The organism is Streptomyces sp. NPDC059010 (assembly GCF_042740355.1).
Lineage (GTDB): Bacteria > Actinomycetota > Actinomycetes > Streptomycetales > Streptomycetaceae > Streptomyces.
The window spans coordinates 122084-143023 of sequence record NZ_JBHYJA010000003.1 but is presented as its reverse complement, the minus strand read 5'-3'; the positions used below and the strand labels follow the sequence as shown (position 1 = coordinate 143023).

The 20940-nt window shown below is 69.8% G+C and carries 15 protein-coding genes; 7 read left to right on the top strand and 8 right to left on the bottom strand.

Going from position 1 to position 20940, the window contains the following annotated elements; genetic code table 11:
- Positions 1–319 precede the first annotated feature (319 nt).
- Entirely contained in the window at positions 320–1849 is a 1530-nt protein-coding gene (locus ACFWYS_RS04410) for a helix-turn-helix domain-containing protein (protein ID WP_384763136.1), read from the top strand.
- A 142-nt stretch (positions 1850–1991) separates the two neighbouring features.
- Here ACFWYS_RS04410 and ACFWYS_RS04405 read toward each other — a convergent pair whose 3' ends face one another.
- Both ACFWYS_RS04405 and ACFWYS_RS04400 read right to left on the bottom strand, forming a co-directional pair.
- Positions 1992–2567, bottom strand: a complete 576-nt coding sequence (locus tag ACFWYS_RS04405; RefSeq protein ID WP_384763133.1) for a hypothetical protein — start codon at positions 2565–2567, stop codon at positions 1992–1994.
- Entirely contained in the window at positions 2554–10194 is a 7641-nt protein-coding gene (locus tag ACFWYS_RS04400) for a DNRLRE domain-containing protein (RefSeq protein WP_384763436.1), read from the bottom strand. Before ACFWYS_RS04400 ends, ACFWYS_RS04405 begins: the two co-directional genes overlap by 14 nt.
- 1236 nt (positions 10195–11430) lie before the next feature.
- On the opposite strand from ACFWYS_RS04400, the gene ACFWYS_RS04395 reads away from it, so the two are divergent.
- Positions 11431–11898, top strand: coding sequence for a hypothetical protein (locus tag ACFWYS_RS04395; protein ID WP_384763130.1), 468 nt, complete (start codon positions 11431–11433; stop codon positions 11896–11898).
- Positions 11899–11902: 4 nt separating this feature from the next.
- Here ACFWYS_RS04395 and ACFWYS_RS04390 read toward each other — a convergent pair whose 3' ends face one another.
- Positions 11903–12913, bottom strand: a complete 1011-nt coding sequence (locus tag ACFWYS_RS04390) for an amidohydrolase family protein (protein WP_384763128.1) — start codon at positions 12911–12913, stop codon at positions 11903–11905.
- Positions 12914–13069: 156 nt separating this feature from the next.
- Here ACFWYS_RS04390 and ACFWYS_RS04385 point away from each other — a divergent pair, with 156 nt between their 5' ends.
- Complete coding sequence (locus ACFWYS_RS04385) at positions 13070–13360, top strand: hypothetical protein (protein ID WP_384763125.1); 291 nt, start codon at positions 13070–13072, stop codon at positions 13358–13360.
- Positions 13361–13428: 68 nt separating this feature from the next.
- Here ACFWYS_RS04385 and ACFWYS_RS04380 read toward each other — a convergent pair whose 3' ends face one another.
- Both ACFWYS_RS04380 and ACFWYS_RS04375 read right to left on the bottom strand, forming a co-directional pair.
- The gene (locus tag ACFWYS_RS04380; RefSeq protein WP_384763122.1) at positions 13429–14121 is read right to left on the bottom strand and encodes a M24 family metallopeptidase; all 693 of its coding nucleotides are present in this window, start codon (positions 14119–14121) and stop codon (positions 13429–13431) included.
- Between the two features lie 93 nt (positions 14122–14214).
- Positions 14215–14805: a TetR/AcrR family transcriptional regulator gene (locus ACFWYS_RS04375; RefSeq protein WP_384763119.1), complete on the bottom strand. Its 591-nt coding sequence runs from the start codon at positions 14803–14805 to the stop codon at positions 14215–14217.
- A 115-nt stretch (positions 14806–14920) separates the two neighbouring features.
- On the opposite strand from ACFWYS_RS04375, the gene ACFWYS_RS04370 reads away from it, so the two are divergent.
- On the top strand, positions 14921–15835 hold the full coding sequence (locus tag ACFWYS_RS04370; protein ID WP_384763117.1) for an NAD(P)-dependent oxidoreductase: 915 nt from the start codon (positions 14921–14923) through the stop codon (positions 15833–15835).
- Entirely contained in the window at positions 15832–16353 is a 522-nt protein-coding gene (locus tag ACFWYS_RS04365) for an enoyl-CoA hydratase/isomerase family protein (RefSeq protein ID WP_384763115.1), read from the top strand. The genes ACFWYS_RS04370 and ACFWYS_RS04365 overlap by 4 nt, the downstream gene beginning before the upstream one ends.
- 177 nt (positions 16354–16530) lie before the next feature.
- Here the strand turns inward: ACFWYS_RS04365 and ACFWYS_RS04360 are convergent, their stop codons facing one another.
- Positions 16531–16974 carry a DUF6299 family protein gene (locus ACFWYS_RS04360; RefSeq protein WP_384763112.1) on the bottom strand — a complete coding sequence of 148 codons (444 nt, stop codon included), beginning with the start codon at positions 16972–16974 and terminating at the stop codon, positions 16531–16533.
- Between the two features lie 238 nt (positions 16975–17212).
- Between ACFWYS_RS04360 and ACFWYS_RS04355 the strand changes: the two genes are divergently transcribed.
- Positions 17213–17407, top strand: a complete 195-nt coding sequence (locus ACFWYS_RS04355) for a DUF5999 family protein (protein WP_384763110.1) — start codon at positions 17213–17215, stop codon at positions 17405–17407.
- A gap of 92 nt (positions 17408–17499) precedes the next feature.
- On the opposite strand, the gene ACFWYS_RS04350 is transcribed toward ACFWYS_RS04355, so the two are convergent.
- Both ACFWYS_RS04350 and ACFWYS_RS04345 read right to left on the bottom strand, forming a co-directional pair.
- Positions 17500–17898, bottom strand: coding sequence for a RidA family protein (locus tag ACFWYS_RS04350; RefSeq protein WP_384763107.1), 399 nt, complete (start codon positions 17896–17898; stop codon positions 17500–17502).
- Positions 17895–19100 carry an acyl-CoA dehydrogenase family protein gene (locus tag ACFWYS_RS04345; RefSeq protein ID WP_384763104.1) on the bottom strand — a complete coding sequence of 402 codons (1206 nt, stop codon included), beginning with the start codon at positions 19098–19100 and terminating at the stop codon, positions 17895–17897. The genes ACFWYS_RS04350 and ACFWYS_RS04345 overlap by 4 nt, the downstream gene beginning before the upstream one ends.
- 214 nt (positions 19101–19314) lie before the next feature.
- Between ACFWYS_RS04345 and ACFWYS_RS04340 the strand changes: the two genes are divergently transcribed.
- Positions 19315–20928, top strand: a complete 1614-nt coding sequence (locus ACFWYS_RS04340) for an AMP-binding protein (RefSeq protein ID WP_384763101.1) — start codon at positions 19315–19317, stop codon at positions 20926–20928.
- Positions 20929–20940 lie beyond the last annotated feature (12 nt).

Here is a 20940-nt window from a genome sequence, read left to right as displayed (position 1 = left end):
CCCCCCCCCCCCCGCGCCCCCCCGCGCGCGCCCCCCCCCATTTGGGGGTTCACTTTCGGCGCGACAAGCCGCCATCGCTCGGCCGATTCGGGGTAACCGAGGGACACGTAGACGCCCTCGCACGACTCGAACACGCGCCACGCGATACGCGACACGCCCACAGTGGCAGTATCGGGCAGCGGGACGTTGTACGACATTGGTGGATTTGACTGGTTCTTTCGGGCGATGCCCACCCGTGCCGCCAGGCGACCTTGACGGTGCGTCACTCGAATGGCCCCCCTGAAATGTGCCATCTCATATCTGAGATAACCTCAACCTCATGGCAGACGACTACCTCGTACGCATCGGCAGGCTCATCCGTGACGCCCGGCAACACCGGGGCTGGACACAGACGCAGCTGGCCGAGGCGCTCGGCACCTCCCAGAGCGCCGTCAATCGCATCGAGCGCGGCAACCAGAACATCAGCCTTGAGATGATCGCCCGAATCGGTGAAGCCCTGGACAGCGAGATCGTGTCGCTGGGGTACGCCGGGCCGATGCATCTCCGGGTCGTCGGCGGACGTCGACTGTCCGGTTCCATCGATGTCAAGACCAGCAAGAACGCCTGTGTGGCCCTGCTGTGCGCCTCGCTGCTCAACAAGGGCCGCACCGTGCTGCGCCGCGTCGCCCGCATCGAGGAGGTCTACCGCCTCCTGGAGGTGCTCAACTCCATCGGTGTGCGCACCCGCTGGATCAACGACGGCGTCGACCTGGAGATCGTGCCGCCGTCCGAGCTGAACATGGCGGCCATCGACGCCGAGGCCGCCGTACGCACCCGCTCCATCATCATGTTCCTCGGCCCGCTGCTGCACCGCATGGACCGCTTCATGCTGCCGTACGCCGGCGGCTGCGACCTCGGCACGCGGACCATCGAGCCGCACATGATCGCGCTGCGCCGGTTCGGGCTGGACGTCGCGGCGACCGAGGGCCAGTACCACGCGACGGTCGACCGGTCCGTGCGCGTCGACCGGCCGATCGTGCTGACCGAGCGCGGTGACACGGTGACCGAGAACGCGCTGCTGGCCGCCGCGCGGTACGACGGCGTCACCGTCATCCGCAACGCCTCCTCCAACTACATGGTCCAGGACCTGTGCTTCTTCCTGGAGGCGCTCGGCGTCCGGGTCGAGGGGATCGGCACGACCACGCTCACCGTGCACGGTGTGCCGACCATCGACATCGACGTCGACTACTCGCCGTCCGAGGACCCGGTGGAGGCGATGAGCCTGCTGGCCGCCGCCGTCGTCACCGAGTCTGAGCTGACGGTGTGCCGCGTCCCCATCGAGTTCCTGGAGATCGAGCTGGCGGTCCTGGAGGAGATGGGGCTCGACCACGACCGTACGCCCGAGTACTTCGCGGACAACGGACGTACGCGACTGGTGGACCTGACCGTCCGGCCCTCCAAGCTGGAGGCGCCGATCGACAAGATCCACCCGATGCCGTTCCCGGGCCTGAACATCGACAACGTCCCGTTCTTCGCGGCCATCGCGGCCGTCGCCTCGGGCAAGACCCTGATCCACGACTGGGTCTACGACAACCGCGCGATCTATCTGACCGACCTCAACCGCCTCGGCGGCCGCCTCCAGCTGCTGGACCCGCACCGCGTCCTGGTCGAGGGCCCCACCCGCTGGCGCGCCGCCGAGATGATGTGCCCGCCCGCCCTGCGGCCCGCCGTGGTCGTGCTGCTGGCGATGATGGCGGCGGAGGGCACGTCCGTGCTGCGGAACGTGTATGTCATCAACCGCGGTTACGAGGACCTGGCCGAGCGCCTGAACTCGATCGGGGCGCAGATCGAGATCTTCCGGGACATCTGACGTACGGCCCCTGCCATCCAGTCCCTGCCATCCGGTCCCTTCCGTCCGGGTGCAGGCCGACGGCCCGCCCCCCGGACGCATGGTCCGGGCGGCGGGCCGTCGGGGTGAGGCAGGTGCTCCCGTGGGCGTTACCGCCTGGGTGTCATCCCTTCTTCTCCGGGTTCACCGCGTCGAAGACCAGCACCTTCCGGCCGAGGTCCGCATGGAATGTCGCCGTGTACCGGTCCCCCGTGACGGCACGGGTGAAGTCCGTGCTCGTCTGCCAACGGGCGGTGCCGGACGGCAGTTGGGCGCGCAGATCGGTCGGGAGGTCCGGCCGGGCGGATGCGTTCTGCCAGGTGTAGGCGTCCTTCAGCCGGGCCGCGTCGGTGTCCGTGAGCCGGACGATCCCGGACATGCGGACGTCCGTGGGGCCGGGCACCGACTCGCGGTCGTTCTGGCCGAGGGTCTCGCCCTTCCAGACCACGGAGGCGAAGTCCCCGAACTCCGGGAAGCGCGCCCGCACCGGTTCCTCGTCCTTCCTGAGACCGCCGGCGGCCGCGGACGCGGCCGTCGAGGTCGCCCGGGAGTCCTGGGGCCGGGCGGTGTCCACCGACTGTGTCTGCTGCCCGGCGCAGCCGGTCAGCGCCAGCGCGGCCATGGCCACGGCCGCCGCGGCCAGGCGGATGGTGCGGGCCCCTCGCCCGCCGGCCCGGTGTTGTCGTCTATCGGTGCACATCGCTGCCTACCGTAGTCGTTCCGGCCTGGCCCACGGTCCAGGTCACATTGCGGGTGAACGTGCCCCGCACCAGGAACGGCGCGGCCCAGCCGAGCGTGGCGAACCGTCCGTTGACGTCGTCGGGGGTGCCGGAGGCGATGTCCGAGGCGCCCGCGTTGAAGTCGTACTGGTCCAGGGCGTGCACGGTGATCGTCATGGTCATCTGATCGCCGTCACGCGTCACGTCGGCGCTGCCCCAGACCTTGTGGTCGCCGATCGCCTTCTGCCAGTTCTCGGTCGTCGGATACTCCTTGACGCCATGCAGACCGCCCGTCATGTCGAAGGTGTCGGTGCCGAGCAGCACGCTCAGTTTCTCCGCCGCCTGCTGCGCACGGGCGATCTCGTCGTCCACCGACGTCCTGATCCCGGAGTCCTCGTAGTAGCCCTCCCGGTAGTTGACCTCCTGGTCCGTGCCCAGGCCGGTGCGGTAGTGGGAGTAGAGCGGTACGGCGTCGTCCAGGGCACCGTCGGAGTAGAAGCCCAGCGCCGAGAGCAGCATGCCGCCGTTCTTCTTGATTCCCCACAGGTTCCATTGCTTGTAGTCGTCCCAGGTCGCCTCGGCGTCCGGGTCGTAGGGGAAGTCGTTGCCGAAGTCGAAGAAGGGCTCCGACGCCGTCCCCTCGGTGTAGCCGTCGCTGGACGGCGGGGCGGTGTAGTTGACGTCCCAGCCGCCCGCGTCGTTCATCGAGCAGGAGTAGCCGGACTCGTTGCACTCGGCCGGCTTGTGCCCGGTGTACTCGATGAAGGTGGTCGGGTTGCCGCCGCCGAACGCGTACCGGTTCCCGGTGAAGGGATCGGACCCGAGGCCCATGTCGGCGAGGGCGCCGTTGTACATGTCCCGCGTCACGAACCGGTTGAGCCCTGGGCTGTAGTCACGGAAGCCCATGTCGTACGTCCCCGACTGGGCGTCCCAGCGCTTGGCGTTGTAGCGGTAGGCGTTGTACGCCTCCTTGGCCGGGTCGGCGGTGTCCGGCTTGTCGATGCCCGTGAACTCGGCCTCGTCGTCCTTGCCGTAGGCGGTGTAGCCGTAGGTCGCCTTGGTGTCGCCGGCCTCGTCCGTCAGCGTCTCGACGTCGGTGTGGCTGTTGTAGCCGTAGTAGCCGTCCTCGGTCGTGCCGTCGGTGTTGTGCTTGACCTGCGACAGCCGCTCGCCCCACGGGCTGTACTGGTACGACTTCGACAGGACGCCCGCGACCTCCTCGTTCAGCACCTCGCCGGACAGGCCGAGGTAGGCGAAGTCGGTGGTCTTGCCGTCGGCCGTCTTGGACGCCGTCCGGTCCAGCGGGTCGAAGGTGTACTTCGTCGACTTCAGGGTCCCCGCGTCGTCCCTCTTCTGGGACTCGACGACATGGTCGAAGCCGTCGTACACGCTGCGCTCGATGACCTCGCCCTGCGAGGTGACCGTCTCCAGCCGCCCGAACGGGTCGTAGGTGTACTGCGCGCCCACGCCCGCCGTCGTCGCCGTCAGCAGCCGGTTGCGGTCGTACTCGTACGCCGTCTCGGTGCCGTCGACCGTCTGCCGGATGACGTTGGCGTTGGCGTCGTGGACGTAGGTCTCGGTGCCGGCGCCGTTGCCGGTCTTGGCGGACTCCTTCAGCCGGTTGACGGGGTCGTAGGTGTAGTCGGTGGTCGAGTCGAGGTATGCCGAGTGGTTGTCGGCGTTCATCTTCTTCGCCACGTCCTGCGCCTTGTTGCCGTTCGGGTCGTAGGCGTAGGTGTGCGAGGCGACGAGTGTGCCGTTCGCCTTCTTCTCGGTGGACGTCTTCAGCGCCGCGTTGAGGTAGTAGGCGTAGTCGACGGTGTTGCCGTTGTCCTTGGTCTCCTTCAGTTTCAGACCGCGGTCGGTGTAGGTGTACGAGCTCAGCTTCGGGTCGGTGTCCGTCGCGTTCTTGCCGACCGAGACGGTCTTGACCAGGTCGCGCAGGTCGTAGGTGTACTTGGAGAACTGGTCGGGGTGGGTGACCGTGTCCGGCAGTCCGTTGGCGTCGTACGTGTACGACGTGGCCTTCTTCTCCTGGCCCGCGAGCGCCTCCGTCACCTTCCGGACCTGGTTGAGGCCGGTGTAGTCGACGGTGTAGGCGTCGACCTTGGCGCCCGACGAGGTGTCGTCGATCGACGTCAGATTGCCGTTGACGTCATAGGCGTACGCGAAGGTCTTCTTCTCGGTGTCGGTCTCCCCCGCGTTGTCGCGCACCAGCTTGACCGCGTCGGCGACCGCGATGCCGCCGCCGCTCTGGTCCAGCTTGAGCTTGGTGCTCTCGTCCCGCTTGAGGGGGAAGGTGCCCAGGCTGACCCAGGTTCCCGCGCCCGTCGTCTGGTTCCTGGTGACGGCCGGCTCGGTGGTGGTGCCGTGGGTGAGGGTGTACTTGGCGGTGGTGGTGGCGCCGGTGACCTGCGGGTACTTCACGTACGCGGTGTACGTGCCGTCCTTGGGGATGTTCAGCGTCCACGTGTAGGCGTCCGTACCGGTGCCCGCCGCGTGGGTGCGGTGGTCGTAGCCCTGCTGGCCGGTGACGTTCCCGGTCGTCCAGGTGCCGGTGAAGGACGTGCTCTGGGTGTCGGAGTTGTCGGCGAGCACGACCGACCTGCCCACCGGCACACCGTCGTCGGACTTCGACTTCAGCTTGCCGTCGGGGAAGTACGACCACGACATGGTCCGGTTGGAGGAACCGCCCGCCGACGTCAGCGTGCGGGCCGTCTGCAGACCGAGTTCGTTGTAGTCGTACGTGGTGGCGATGTCCCACGGGTCGGTGGACGAGCGCACCCAGCCGTTGTCGAAGTACTCGAACTTGGTGTCGTTGCGGACACTCTCGCCCTCGGACGGCGGCAGCGAGGTCTTCGCCACCCGGCCGATCTTGTCGTAGACGGTCTCGGTGTAGACGTTCGGGTCGTTGTAGCGGGAGTCCGCCGGGTCGTACGGCTGGTACTGCTTGACCGGCCGGTTCAGCTCGTCGTACGCGGTGCGCAGGGTGAAGTCGTCCGCGGCCGCGGTCTGGGTGCCGCGCGGTGTGATCACCTTGGTGACGTTGCCGACCTGGTCGTACTCGTACTTCGTCGTACGGACCGTGCTGCCCTCATAGGGCACCTTCACCTCGGACTGCTTGCCGCGCTCGTCGTAGGTGACGGTGGTGACGTTGTTCTCCGCGTCCGTGGTCGACGTGACCAGCGAGTCCTTGTCGTAGCCCCGCTTGGTGGTCTTGCCGGCCGCGTCCGTGACGACGGTGGCACGGTGGTTCAGGTCGTACGCCGTCTTGCTGGAGAAGTCGGTCGTGTCCGCCGTCGCGCTCTTCTTCGGGTCGACGACGGTGACGACGTTGCCGACGTCGTCGTACTCGTAACCGACCTTGTCACCGGCCGCGTTGACCACCGAGGTGAGCTGGTAGATCTCGTTGTAGTGGTGGGTGGTGACGTAGTCGGTGGTGTCCGACGCCGTCAGGGTGCCCTTGGGCTCGGTCGTCGTCTTCAGGTTGCCGACCTTGTCGTACGTGTACGTCGTGCGCCGCTCGTCCGACGTGGTGGTGTCCTTCGGTGCGGTCGCCGAGGTGATCTGGTCCGCGTCGTCGTACACCGCCGTGGAGACCGCGCCGTTCGGTGAGGTCGCCTTGGTGATGTTGTCGTTGGCGTCGTACTCCGGGGCGGGCGTGGTGATCAGGTCACCGGCCGCCTGGTCCTTCGGTTTCGTGCCCTCCTTCGGACGTCCGTAGGCGTCGTAGACCTGTGTGGTCACCTTGAGGTCGGCGTCGGTCACCTTGGTGACCTGGCCGCGCACGTCGTAGTCGAACAGGGTCGGGAACGACTTGGCGTCCGTGATCCGCTTCGGGTATCCGGTCGCGTCGAACTCGGCGTACGACGTCGGGTTGCCGCCCGCGTCGGTCGCCTTGGTGAGCAGGCCGTGGGCGTCGTAGTCGTACTTCGTGGTGTAGTCACCGGCGGTGGCGGTGGCGACGCCCTTGGGGTCGGTGACCGTCTTGAGGTTGCCGTAGGTGTCGTAGCCGAACTGCCAGGCGCGGTCCTCGGGTGAGGTCTTGCGGAACAGGTCGGCGGTGTAGCCGTCGGCGCGGGTCTGGTACTCGTATCTCGCGGCGTTCGCGGGCCACCTGGAGGTGTCGCTGACGCACGCGGTCGTCTGGTCGGGGACGCCGGTCTTGTTGTTCTCGGCGTCGCGCTGCCAGAGCGGGTAGCCGGTCTTCTGGTCGTAGCAGTAGGCGGTCTTCGCCCCGTTGTCCTCCTCCAGGTAGGTGACGTTGTTGTCCGCGTCCCAACTCATCCTGGTGGTCTGGGACTTGGCGTTGGTGGTCTGCACCGGGCGGCCGTAGTCGTCGGCGACGTACCTGGTCGCACGGTTCTCCGCGTCGGTGGCGGTGGTGTCGGTGAACTTGGTGTTCGCCGTGTCCGCCGCGTACGCGAAGAGCGTGTCCCCGCCGACCCGGTCGGTGATCTTCTTGGTCCACCAGTGGTACTTGGGGTCGTCGCCGGTCTGCGGCGCGTAGTACGCCAGCTTCGTGTCATGGCCGCGCGGGTCGGTGGCCGTGACCAGCTTGACGTTCTTGTTTCCCTGCGTGGCGTCGTACGTGAAGCCGAACACCTTGGGCTGGGACGAACCCGCACCGTCGGTGATCCTGGTCAGCAGACCCTGGTCGGAGTACTCGAAGGCCAGCTTGCGGCTGGAGACGTCCGTGATCGACTTGACGTGGTCGGTGATCTTCGGGCTGCTCGCCTCGGCCTTGGAGTAGTACTCCACGGTCAGCGACCGCCGGCCGGCCGGGTCGGTGATGTAGGAGAGGAACTTGGTCGGCTTGTTGTTGGACTTGCGTTCCTCGTAGGTGTACGTCTGCGTGTTGCCGTTCTTGTCGACCACCGAGGTCAGATAGCCGTCGCAGCCGAACAGGAAGCGGGTGCCGTCCGGGCGCAGCAGCGTCCAGGCGTCCGGGACGGGGTCCTTGTCCGGGGTGCAGTCCAGGCCCGGCTTCATCGTCACCTGGTAGTGGACGCCCGCGGGGGCCTTCCACGTGCCGTCGGCCTGCTTGGCGAAGGTGTGGGTGGTGCCGTCACCGTCGGGCAGGCGGATCTCGGTGGCGTTGGCGCTGGGGTTGGGGTGGAAGTCCAGCGGCGCGCCGAGGCGTATCGGACCGGCGAGTTGCGCGGACCAGCCGCCGCCGAGCACGGTGTCGGAAGTGTCCAGGGAGTTGTAGGAGAAGCGGGCGAAGGTGGTCAGGCCGCGTCCGGGGTTGGTGAACGCGTTGTAGGACCACACGGTGTTGCCGGCCGCGAGGTTGTTCATCACCGTCGACCCGGCACCGGTGTTCTTGCCGGTGTAGGAGTAGAACTTCTCCAGACCCAGGCTGTTGGAGGTCGGGTCCTCGACCGCCACGTTCTGCTTCAGGCCCGGGATTCCGCCGGACCCGGCCGACAGCCAGGTGCCCGCGGTCTTGTCGAACAGGTCCCAGGTCAGCACGTGGTCGGTGCGCTTGTTGCCGTTGTCGCTGTTGATCGGCGTCCTGACCTGCGCCTGCAGGGTGACCGTCTCACCGGGAGCCACGTCCTCGGGCAGCGCGGTCTGCACCTGGTTGCCGCCGGTGGTCCGGTCCGTGCCGTCGGGCAGCGCCCAGGTGTAGGACAGCACCTTGTCGGCCGCGGTCCAGGTCGCGTCGGTGGTGTTGGTGAGGGTGAACTCGACCGTGTAGTCGGAGTTCGGGGTCATCCGGGCCGGTGTCTTGGGCGCGTAGTACGTCGAGTCCGTGGTGGAGTCGAGGTAGGTGACGACCATGCGCGGGCGCAGCTTCTTCTCCGGTGCCTCGGAGGACAGGAACACGGTGCGTTCCTGCTTGACCGATTCGTCCGCCGTCTTCAGCAGCACCGCCTGGTGGGAGCCGGGGGTGCGCACCCAGCTCTGGACCAGGGAGGCGGCGCTCCAGTCGTGGCGGGCCGGGTCGTTGCTCAGCGCGGGGACGGTGTCGGCGACCGTGGCGCCGAAGTCGCCGCCGGCGGTGGTCCAGCCGGTGGTGGCGTTCGCCTTGACCCAGGTCGCCGACGCCTCGTCGAAGTCGCGGGTCAGCGGCCGCATCTCGTAGACGGCGCCGGTGTTCTCGGTGGTGGTCTGGGTGCCCCACAGCCGCATGGTGGCGTCCAGCACCCGGGCGCTCGTGGGGATGTCCAGGGCGGGGAACTTCAGCAGGGCCCGGGTGGTGCCGTAGGTGGGCGAGTTGTTGCCCACTCCCAGCCACTTCTGCGCGACGCCGTCGGTGAGGGTGTCGTGCGGGGTGGTCGACTCCGTCTGGGACAGGGTGGTGTCCTGCGCGGCCTCGAAGATCTTCGTGGTGCGGCCGGCCTTGGGCAGTCGCACCAGCTGCGTGGGCGCGCCGCTGACCTGGCCGTCCGCCGTCCTGACCGCGACCATGTAGTAGTACGCCCGCCCGAACTCGTCCGCGCTGTCCGCCGCGGTCGGCGTTGCCGAGGTGTCCGTGTACGACGTCTGCGACTTGGACACCGGTGCCACCAGCGTCGCCGCCGAGGGCGTGAAGGTCTGGTAGACCGAGCGGTGCACCTGGTACTCGACGATGTCGTCACCGGTCGCGGTGGACGGGTCCGTGTACGCCGACCACTTCAGCTCGGCGCCCGTGTCGTGGATCGTCGTCGGCGCCTCCAGCTCGACACCGGGACGGCCGTAGGTCAGCACCAGACGGGGGTAGTTGGCGGTCTCGCCCTCGTAGGCGTACTCGCTGCCCTCGTAGCGCGGTCCGCCCTTGGGGGCGTTCGCGGACTCGTCGGCGGCCTTGACCACGAATCCGTGGTTGGTGTTGATGCCGTCGATCCACGACTGGACCGTCTTCGTCACGGGGAAGGAGTGCCAGACGTTCAGCTCGGAGGGCTGCTTGGTGACCACGCCGCCCTTGGTGAACCGCACCGCGTCCGCGATCACCGACGTCGTGGCGGACGCCGGCCCGTCACCGAGCACGATCCTGCCCGTCGTGCCCGCCTTGAAGCGGTGAGTGCCCAGCGTCTTCCACACCCCGCCCGAACCGGCCTGCTGGTTGACGGTGTACGCCTTGCTGCCGCCGTCGTAGGTGACCGTGTACGGGGCGGCCGTCGCCCGGTCCGAGGCGGGCACATAGTGCGCCTGGACCTGGTAGTCGCCGTCCTCGGGAAGGTTCGGCTGCCAGGTGTAGGTGTCCGCGGCGACCGTGTCCTTGTTGTACAGGTAGTCCTGGTTCACCGCGTACTGCGTGTACGCCGTGTTCCCCGAGGCGGGCCAGGATCCCTTCGCGGCCGTGGTGCCCGCGTCCCCGTCGTCCACCAGGACCGACGTCCCCGACAGCTCACCGGTGATCTGGGACGCGTTGTTCCAGGTCGCCTGCTCCTCGCTCCAGGCCGCGGTCGCCCGGCGCGCCTCCAGGTCCACCTCGGTGTCGTCGGTGGTGTGCGTCTGGTCGTAGTAGAGCCTCAGGTCGGCGGAGTCCAGCTTGGTGCCCGCGGGGACCCCGCCGAGCGGGAACCTCAGCAGCGCGCGGGAGCTGCCGGTACCGGTGTTGCCCACCGAGAGACGCCAGTTGGCGTCGTAGTTCGACGCCGGGCCGTCCGAGGAGATCATCACGTCCTGCGCCGTCGCCGGCGTCGGGGCGATCTGGATGGTCGGGTCGATCGTCACCGGGTACTGCCGCTGCGGCGACGCAAGCCACTTCGCGTCGGGGACGACCGTCAGCTTCCAGCCCTTGCCGTCCCGGGTGAGCCGCTGTCGCACCGCGGTGGAGTAGGCGGTGCCGTACGGCGACTCGGCGTCCTTCCGCGCGTCCGCCATGAACGGGGCCGGGATGACCAGGACGGGGTTCGTGCCCTCGCCGTGGAAGGCGATCGAGCCGTCCTTGCCCGCCTTCGGCGTCAGCCCGTCCGTGTCCAGGGTGAAGACGAACTTCAGCGGTCCGTCGGGGCGTTCGGCCAGGGTGATGTTCTCCTTCACCCGGCCCGCACCGACCTCGTACGACAGATCCGCGCCGGCCACCGCATCGCGGTAGGTGACCGTGGCACCCTTCGCCGCCGGATCCAGTAAGCCCTTCGCGCCCTCCAGTCCCAGCGTCACGGTGTGCCCGTCGGCGGACTCGACCCGCATCAGCCGGTCGGCGTCGCCGCCGAACCAACTGCGCAGCGTGTTACTGGTGTTGGCGTACTCGAAACCGCCCTGCCCGGACTTCTCGATCCGGGTCCTGATGTCCCGCCACGCCTTGCCCGCCCGGTAGGCGGTCGGTACGGCCGACACCTCGGCCTGCACCCGTCCGTCGGACATCCGGAAGAAGCGGGTGTTCGCCGTGCGCCGCCCGGTCAGCTCCGCGATCCGCTTCGCCTTCGGTGCCACCTTTCCCTTCGGCAGTTTCTGCCGCTCGGCCACCCCCGCCTCGTCGTGCGAGGACGGCTGCTCCGGTTCCCGGCCGTCGTCATCCGCGAACCAGTCCTTGACGCTGTCGACGAGACTCTCGCCGTCACTATCAGAACCGGACGCTGCATAAGCCACCTGGGGCAGCAGTGAACTTGTCACGGCCGCCGCCACGAGGCACGCCAGTGCTTTGCCCAATCTGGGACTCACACCAAACCTTTCCGTCAAAGGTCGTTGAATTCCAGGCGGGGTCTAATCATTCGGCTGATGGTACGTCAAGTGTTAAGACAATTCGCCTAGTTGGTGACTCAGCTCACCCAAAACAGCCATATGGGAGGGGGTTTATGTCCGATTTTTCTGAGGGCTGGAAAAGGGACGAAGCCTTGCGGTATAACCCGGCCCGACATCACTTCGCATGAGCTGAGTGCACCGGTAATTCACTTGCCGAGGGGGAAATTCATGAGTGATTCCGACTCCGATGCGAGCCGTCCGGACCGGGCCGGGGTGATCACGGCCGTCGTGGCGCTCGCCGCGTGCAGCGGACTCGTGCTCTACGGGGTGCTCTCCGGGGGCGGCGAGGAGAAGAAGAAGCCCGCGGTGCCCACCGCATCGGTCACGTACGAGGTGACGGGCACCGGCACCGCCGACATCACCTACCAGGCGAGCAGCGAGTCCGGAAAGGCGACCGTCGTGCGGGCCGCCGCCCTGCCGTGGCGCAAGACCGTGCCGGTGCCGCTCGGCCGCAGCCCCGTCGTGAGTGTCGTGCTCGGTGAGAAGGGCGGCCGGGCCCGCTGCGCCGTCGCCGTCCAGGGCCGGCATCTGCAGAGCGCCACCGCCGACGGCGACTTCGGCCGCGCGACGTGCACGGGCACGCTGCCCAGCCCGCCTCCGGGGTCGAGCACGGCCGAGGGCGTCGCCGCGGGCTGACCCGTCAGAGGTCGCGCGTGCCCGCCGCCGCCGTCGACAGGCGCGGCATGAGGAGTTCCGCGTTGCCGCGGTTGACGGCGTGCAGACGGCCCGGTTCCCAGTGCGGGTACTCGTCCAGGGCCGTGTCGAAGCCGGTGCCCCAGTCCTCGGGGAGCATGGGGAAGTCGCTGCCGTAGAGGACGCGCTCGGGTGCGGCGAAGGCGAGGAGTGAGGGCAGGGTCGCGGGGGCGGCGGAGATGGCGGTGTCGAAGTAGAAGCGCCGGAGATCGGCGACGAAGTCCTCGGGAGTTCGGCGAGGGGCGTCGGGGGTCTCACCGTTGGGCAGGCGGGCCGCCAGGGCGAAGCGGTGGGCGGCGTAGGGCAGGAAGCCGCCGGCGTGCGGGAGGATCATCCGCATCCGGGGGTACCGGCGGGGGACGCCGCGCATGGTCAAGTGCAGGGCGGCGCGGGTCGTGTCGGAGGGGAAGTCCGCCAGTGGCGGGGGCACCTCGGGGACGGGGGCGCCGGGCGGTGCGGTCGGGTGGACGAGGACGACCGCGGCGCGGGCGTCGAGTTCGGCCCACAGCGGCTCGAACGCCGGGTCGCCGAGGTAGCGGCCATGGACGTTGGACAGCACCACGACGCCGTCCGTGTGCAGTTCGTCCAGGGCGTGGGCCGCCTCGGCGAGTGCGCCGTCCACGTCGGGCAGCGGGAGGGCGGCGAAGTGCCCGAAGCGGTCGGGGCGGTTCTTGACCAGTTCGGCCGTGTACTCGTTGACGCCGCGGGCCACCTCACGCGCTGCGGCGAGGTCGTCCGGGCCGGCCAGCGGCGCGGCGTACGACAGCACTCCGGTGGCGATGGACCGCCGGTCCATCATGGCGATCGCGCTTCGCTCGTCCCAGGCAGGGGCGGGCCATCCGACGGCCGCGGCACGGCCGGTGACGGCGCGGGCGAGGTCGGGCGGGATCAGATGCTGGTGGACGTCGATGCGTCCTGGGCGGACGGGACTTGCATGACCGGGATTCGCACGTTCCATCGAAATCCTCCTACCCGTCCGGTTTCCGACGCAAGATCACGAAACTCGGCGCGTCCAAGGATGATTTGGGGCATTTCTCACTAATCTTCCCTGATTGTACGGGGTCGATTCCCCCCGTACCGCATCCACCTCACTCCACACTCCACCGGAGATGACATGCACAAGCTTCGCAAGGCCGCCGTCCTGGTCGCTGCTCTCACCAGCGTCGGAGCCCTGGCCGCGGGCACCGCCCACGCCGACGGGGGCCGGGGCAACGGGGGCCGGGGCAACGACGTCAAGGTGCAGCAGAGCACCTCGTGCAAGTCCCACGACCTGAACATCGACATCCTCGGCGTGGTCGGGGTGCTCAACGGCGTGCTGGGCGGCGCGCTCAACGGCGAGGGCTCCGAGGGCAGCCAGAGCACCCACCTCGGCTCGACGATGGGCTGCAACAACACCGCCTTCTAGGCGGTCCCTCCCGCCACCGGGCAGAGATCACAGGCGGCCGGCCGCACGGCCGGCCGCCTGGCCGACCGTCAGCCGAGGGTGAGCAGTTCCTCGTAGAACCCGCCGAACTCCCGCCCCCGGTCCACGAGATGGATCTCCAGGATCCAGTGACAACGCCGCCCGGCCTTGTCGGTGCGGCGCAGCGGGGTGTCGTTGCCGGGCGCGATGTACGACTCCACGTCGGCGCCGTCGATCCACTCGTGCGGGAACTCCCCGACCAGGTGCCCGGCATGCCAGCCGCCCAACTCCCACCCGGCCTCGGCGGCCAGCCGCTCGACCTCGGTGTGGAGCCGCTTCCCGGTGATGTCGGGGTCGCTCTCGAAGTACCGCTTCCCGGCGGCGAAGACCTCCGGCAGATCGTCCCGCAGCCGCCGCTTCACCGGGTCGTCGCCCAGCACGAAGGTCCGCCCGAAGTCGGCCTCGTACTCCTCGAAGATCGGCCCGAAGTCGGCGAACACGATGTCGTCCGCGCCGATCACCCGGTCCGGCGGGTTCTCCCGGTACGGCATCAACGTGTTCGGCCCCGAGCGCACGATCCGCTTGTGCCAGTGCCGGGTGGTGCCGAACAGCTCGTTCGCCAGATCCCGTACCCGGTCACTGACCGCCCGCTCCCCCTGGCCCGGCGCGACGAGCCCGCGTTCCCCGATCTCCGCGAAGAGCCGCTCCGCCTTCGCCTGAGCATCCAACAGCCGTGCCGCGCGCGTGGGTTCGTCGTCCGCCATGGGCCGACGGTAGGTCGCGAGATCGCTGCGCGGCAACCGGATTCGGACGTAGCGGAGGGACCCTCGGCGACCGGATCCGCACGGCGCGGCCGGTCAGCCGTCCCTGCTCACAGCCCCGTCGAGCAGTGGCCCGAGCTCCCGGACAACCGTCGTCAGGGCGCGTACGTCCCGTTCGGCGCGGGCCATCAGGATCGCCCCCTCCAGGGTGCTGATCATGAGCGTGGCCAGCGCACCGGCCCGTTCCTCGGGTACGCCCATGTCGGCCAGGGCGCGCGCGACCGGGCCGGTCCAGGTGGCGAAGGCGGCCGCCGCGGCCTCGCGTGTGGACGTGGTGGACTCCGCCCAGTCCACCGTGGCGGCGGCCACGGGACAGCCCCCCGCGAACCCGGCCGCCTCGTACTCGTCGGTCCACTGCCGCACCATCTCGGCGAACAGTCCGCTGGGCGTCGGCTCGGGCAACGCGGCCAGGAAGCGGGCGACCCGGTTCCCCGCGTACCGCCCCGCCCAGCCCACCGCCTCGTTGACCAGTTGCTCCTTGCCGCCGGGGAAGTAGTGCTGGAGCGAACCGCGCGGCGCACCGGCATGGGCGGCGACCTCGCGCATCCCGGTGGCGGCGACCCCGTCACGCCGGATGAGCTGGGCCGCGCTGAAGACCATCCGCTCGCGCGGCCCCCGTTCGGACATCGTCGGCCTCTCCCTTCGTCGAACTCTCCGCCACCCATCCTATGACCGCTGTCATAGAGGTCGGCTACCATGACCGCTGTCATAATCCGTGGCCGGCCGAGAGTGAGGGCTCATCGTGTACGTCGGTTTCGTCGGCCTCGGGGTCATGGGGCAGCCCATGGCGCTGAACCTCGCCCGGGCCGGGACACCCCTCGTCGTGTGGAACCGCACACCCGGGCGGTGCGAGCCGCTGCGCGGTGCCGGAGCCGAGGTCGCGGCGAGCCCCGCCGAGGTCTTCGACCGGGCCGGCACCGTGATCCTGATGCTGGCCGACGAGGCCGCCATCGACACGGTGCTGGGGCGCGGCACCCCGGACTTCGCCGCGCGCGTCGCCGGTCACGCCGTCGTCCACATGGGCACCACCTCGGCCGAGTACTCGGGCGGCCTTGAGGGCGACATCCGGGCGGCGGGCGGGACGTACGTCGAGGCCCCTGTCTCCGGCTCCCGCGTCCCGGCCGAGCAGGGCGAACTGGTGGGGATGCTGGCGGGTGACGAGGACGCCGTGGCCGCCGTGCGGCCCCTGCTCGCGCCCATGTGCCGGGAGATGTTCGGCTGTGGTCCGGTCCCGGGCGCGCTGTTGATGAAGTTCTCGGTGAACCTCTTCCTGATCACCCTGGTCACCGGGCTGACCGAGGCGTTCCACTTCGCCGACCGGCACGGCCTCGACCAGCGTCTGCTCCGCGAGGTCCTGGACGCGGGCCCGATGGCCAGCGCCGTCTCCCGGATCAAGGGGCCCAAGCTGCTGGACCGCGACTTCACCGTCCAGGCCGCCGTCACCAACGTCCTGGAGAACAACCGCCTGATCGCCGAGGCCGCCCGCAAGGCCGATCTGGCCTCCCCGCTGCTCGACGTCTGCCACAGCCTGTTCCAGGAGACGGTGGCGCAGGGGTACGGCGGCGAGGACATGGTGGCCGTACTGCGGGCGCTGGAGGCGCGCACCGACGGCGACCTGGCACGGTCCGTCCCCGTACGACCGGAGGAGCGAGCATGAGCTGGACGATCGAGCGGCGCGGCCGCGTCGCTGTCGTGACGATGACGACCAACCCGGTCAACGCGCAGAACCGGGCCTTCTTCGCCGACCTGCACGACGCCTTCGACCGGCTCGAACGCGACCACCCCGACTCCCCCGTCGTCCTGACCGGCACCGGCACCCGCTTCTCCGCCGGGCTCGACCTCGGCGAGCACTTCCCGCTCTTCGCGGGCGACACGGCGGCGGTCGCGTCCTGGTTCCAGGACTACCGGGCCACGAACATGCGGCTGTTCACCTACCCGCGTCCGACGGTCGCCGCGGTCAACGGGCACGCCTTCGCCGGCGGGCTGGCGCCGCAGGACTGCGTCGAGCAGTACGCGTTCACCAAGCGCGCCTGCCAGGCGGCCGCCCTGCGCGACATCGCCGAACTCGCCGACCCGCTGGACGAGGAGCTGGCCGGAGGCATGACGAGCGACGGGGCCCGGCACGCACACCGGCGTTACTGGCAGCAGCTGAAGGGGCGCCCGGCCGAGTGGTGAGCCGGGCAACCACCCGTACGGCACCCACCCGTACGGCCCCACCCATGTGGCAACCGCCCATGTGGCAACCGCCCGTACAAGTCCCCGTATAAGTCAGGGCATGCGGGCGGCAGATGACACGGCGCCCCTCCCGACCGGGAGGGGCGTGGTCCGTGTCGTGCGACGGGTGGGCTGCCGTCACGCCTTCGACAGCGTGATGTTCTCCTTCAGCAGCGCGTGGAAGCGGGGCAGCGGCAGGATGCCGACGGGGTGGAGCTCCACGATGGTGGCCTCGACGTCCGACTTGCCGCTCTTGAGCGTGGTCGCGGCGGACTTGCTCTTGTTCTCCCAGCGGTGCAGCTTGCCGTCGCACACGGCAGAGGTGCCGCCGATGGCGTATCGGACGGTCTCGCTCCGCTGGCTGATGGAGGAGCTCACGAACACCGGGCCCACACTGTCGACGCAGCGGTAGGTGCCGGACAGGGTGACCGTGCCGTCCGCGGCCATACGGCCCGTGTTGTCGATGGTCACGATCTCCTCGGGGCCCGCGGCCGCCCCGGAGTGGGCGGGGGCCGAGGGCGCGGCGACCAGCAGGAGCAGCGCGGCGCAGGCAGCGGTGGCGAGGGCGGGGCGCAGGGGCATGGGATGACCTCCCGGGTGGGCGGAGTGGGGCCTTCCACTCGTACCCGCAGGGTGCGCCCACGGACGTGACCTTCACCCACTCGGTGGCGAGTCCGCCCCGACCGTCGTGGATCGGTCAGAGTGTTGTCCGCGTGGTGTCACGGTTCATGACCGGCCGTTCCGATGAGTTCGCGGCGGGAGCATGGTCTACCCATATGGACGAACCACACGGCTCGTCCGCCCGACGTGGAGGTGCGCCATGTGTTCCCACCAGCCCTCGTGCCCTTCCTCCGACAGCCCCAGCGCACATGTGGTGTCGGCACACCCCGAGCAGGGCTGGAGCCTGCTCTGCGACGGGGCGATCGTCTTCGACGACAGCGGTGAACTGCTGCCCGACGGCCGTGTCGTCGCACCGCACCGGGTGCCGGCCGACCGCCTCGCGATGGCGGCGTGAGCGAGACCCTCGTATGAGCTGGACCCACGCATGAGCAGGACCCACGCATGAGCGGGACCTGCGCATGAGCGGGACCTGCGCATGAGCGGGATCTACGGCAGCACGGCGAACCCGTCGAGCTCCACCATCGCCTCTTCGTCCCAGAGCCGTACGACCTCGACGACCGCCATCGCCGGATAGTCCCGCCCCGCCAGCCGCCGCCAGACACCGCCGAGTTCGACGGCCTGCGTGCGATACGCGGCGACATCGGTGGCGTAGACCGTCACCCGGGCGAGGTCGGCGGGGGTGCCGCCGGCCGCGGTGAGTGCCGCCAGCAGATTGGTCAGGGCCCGCTCGAACTGCTCGGGCAGGGTGGCCCCGGTGACCTTGCCGTCCGCGTCGAGAGCGGTCTGGCCGGCCAGGAAGACGACCCGTGAGCCGGTGGCGACGACCGCGTGGGAGAAGCCGGTGGGCGGGGACAGGTCGGGCGGGTTGACGCGCTCGGTGCTCACTGTCCGGCCTCCATGGTCGCGTACAACTCCCTTGCGATGATGCCGCGTTGGACCTCGCTGGCGCCCTCGTAGACACGCGGGGCGCGCACCTCGCGGTAGAGGTGTTCGAGCAGATGGCCGCGGCGCAGGGCCCGGGCGCCGTGCAGTTGGACCGCCTTGTCGACGACGTACTGCGCGGTCTCCGTCGCGAGCAGCTTCGCCATCGCCGCCCGGCCCGGCACGTCCGGGGCCTTCTCGTCGTACGCCGTCGCCGCCGCGTACACCATCAGACGGGCCGCCTCCGTGCGCAGGGCCATCTCGGCGACCTGGTGGGCGACCGTCTGGAGGTCCTTCAACTTGCCGCCGAACGCGTCCCGTTCGGCCGTGTGGGCGAGGGTCGCGTCCAGGGCTGCCTGTGCCATGCCGACGGCGAAGGCGCCGACGCTGGGCCGGAAGAGGTTGAGGGTGCCCATGGCGACCCGGAAGCCGCGGCCGGGCTCGCCGAGCAGGTCGTCGGCGGTGACGGGGACGGCGTCGAAGGCGAGGGCTCCGATGGGGTGCGGGGACAGCATGTCGAGGCCCGTTCCGGTGAGGCCGGGCCGGTCGGCGGGGACCAGGAAGGCGGTCACTCCACGGGATCCGGCGCCTGGGGTGGTGCGGGCGAAGACGGTGTAGAAGTCGGCCTCGGGGGCGTTGGAGATCCAGCACTTCTCGCCGGTGAGCCGCCAGCGGGCGGGGCCGTCGGGCTCGGCGACGGGCGGTTCGGCCGCCCCCTCGGTGTCCTCGCCGACGTCCCCCTCGGCGCCCCCGCCGGTGTCCCGTTCCGCCCGCAGCTCCAGCGCCGCCGCGTCCGACCCGGCCCCCGGCTCGCTCAGCGCGAAGGCCGCCACCGCACTGCCCTCGGCCACCCGGGGCAGCCAGCGCTCCCGCTGGGCCGGGGTGCCGTACGCGTGCACGGGGTGGGCGCCCAGGCCCTGCAGGGCGAGCGCGGTCTCCGCCTCCGTGCAGGCGTACGCGAGGGACTCCCGCATCAGGCACAGGTCGACCGCGCCGGAGGTGAACAGCCGCTCCAGCAGGCCCAGTCGACCGAGCTCGGCGACCAGCGCTCGGTTGACGTGCCCGGGTTCCCCCTTCTCCGCGAGCGGGCGCAGACGTTCGGCGGCCAGGGCGCGCAGCTCCGCACACCAGGCGGTCTGCGTCGGATCGAGTGAGAATGCGGGCATTGCCGACCTCCCTGCGGAGCCGTCCCCGACGGACGCTCGCGACGACCTGCTCGACGTACCTCTTCGCTGGACCGATTCGACGATATCGCGCACCATTGACTGTCGTCACCAACACGATACGCTCCCTGTGCGAGCCCACCACGACGCCCACAAGCACTGCGTGCACCAGCACGACGCCCATAAGGCAGCCCACACGGCAAGGGGGCGAACCGCCATGGCCGGTCTGCACCGCTCCGCCCACGTCGACAGCTTCGCCCGCGAGCATCTGCCACCGCCCGACCAGTGGCCCGAGCTCCGCTTCGACCTGCCGGGGCTGCGTTACCCCGAACGGCTCAACGCCGCCGCCGAACTGCTCGACGGCCCCGGCGACGAGCGCCCCGTGTTCCACACCCCGTCCGGCCCCACATGGACGTACGGCACACTGCGCGCCCACGTCGACCGGCTGGCACATGTGCTCACCGGCCAGCTCGGCGTCGTCCCGGGCAACCGGGTGCTGCTGCGCGGCCCGACCACACCGTGGCTGGCGGCCTGCTGGCTGGCGGTGCTGAAGGCGGGCGCGGTCGCCGTCACGGTGCTGGCCCAGCAGCGGCCGCACGAGCTTGCGACCATGTGCGAGATAGCCGAGGTGCGGCACGCGCTGTGCGACATCCGGGCCGTCGACGACCTCGCCAAGGCCGAGATACCCGGCCTGCGGATCGCGACCTACGGCGGTGACGCCCCCGACGACCTGCTGCGCCGCCCGGCGCCCGACGGGCCGTATCCCGCCGCCGACACCGCGGCCGACGACGTCGCGCTCATCGCCTTCACCTCGGGAACCACCGGACGGCCCAAGGGCTGTATGCACTTCCACCGGGATGTGCTCGCGATAGCGGACACCTTCTCGGAACATGTGCTGCAGCCACATGTGGGCGATGTCTTCGCCGGCAGTCCCCCGCTCGGCTTCACCTTCGGCCTCGGCGGGCTCGTCATCTTCCCGATGCGGGCCGGCGCCAGCGCCCTGCTCCTCGAACAGGCCGGTCCCAAACAGCTGTTGCCCGCGATCGGCGAGCACCGGGTGTCGGTGCTGTTCACCGCGCCGACGGCATACCGAGCGATGCTGGACGAGCTCGACTCGCACGACATCACCTCGCTGCGCCGCTGTGTCTCCGCGGGCGAGAACCTGCCCGCGGCCACCTGGCAGGCCTGGCACGAGCGGACCGGGCTGCGCATCATCAACGGCATCGGCGCCACCGAGCTGCTGCACATCTTCATCTCCGCGGCCGACGAACACATCAGGCCCGGGACGACGGGAATGCCGGTGCCGGGGTGGCACGCGCGTGTGGTCGGCGCGGACGGCCAGGACGTGCCCGACGGGGAACCGGGGCTGCTCGCCGTGCGGGGGCCGGTCGGCTGCCGCTATCTCGCCGACCCGCGTCAGCGCGAGTACGTACAGTACGGCTGGAACATCACCGGCGACACCTACGTCCGGGAGAGTGACGGCTACTTCCGCTATGTCGCCCGCGCGGACGACATGATCATCTCGGCCGGTTACAACATCGCCGGCCCGGAGGTCGAGGAGGCCCTGGCGCGCCACCCGGACGTCCTGGAGACGGCGGTGGTGGGGCGGCCCGACGAGGCGCGCGGTCAGGTCGTGGTGGCATACGCGGTGCTCAGGGAGGGGGCGAGACGCGACGTGGAGGCGCTGCGCGCGTTCGTCAAGGCCGAGCTGGCGCCGTACAAGTGCCCGCGCGAGATCGTCTTCCTGGACGCGCTGCCGCGCACGGCGACCGGCAAGCTCCAGCGGTTCCGGCTGCGCGCCGGAAGTGACCCGCGGGGTGACCGGCAGTGATCCGTACGACCT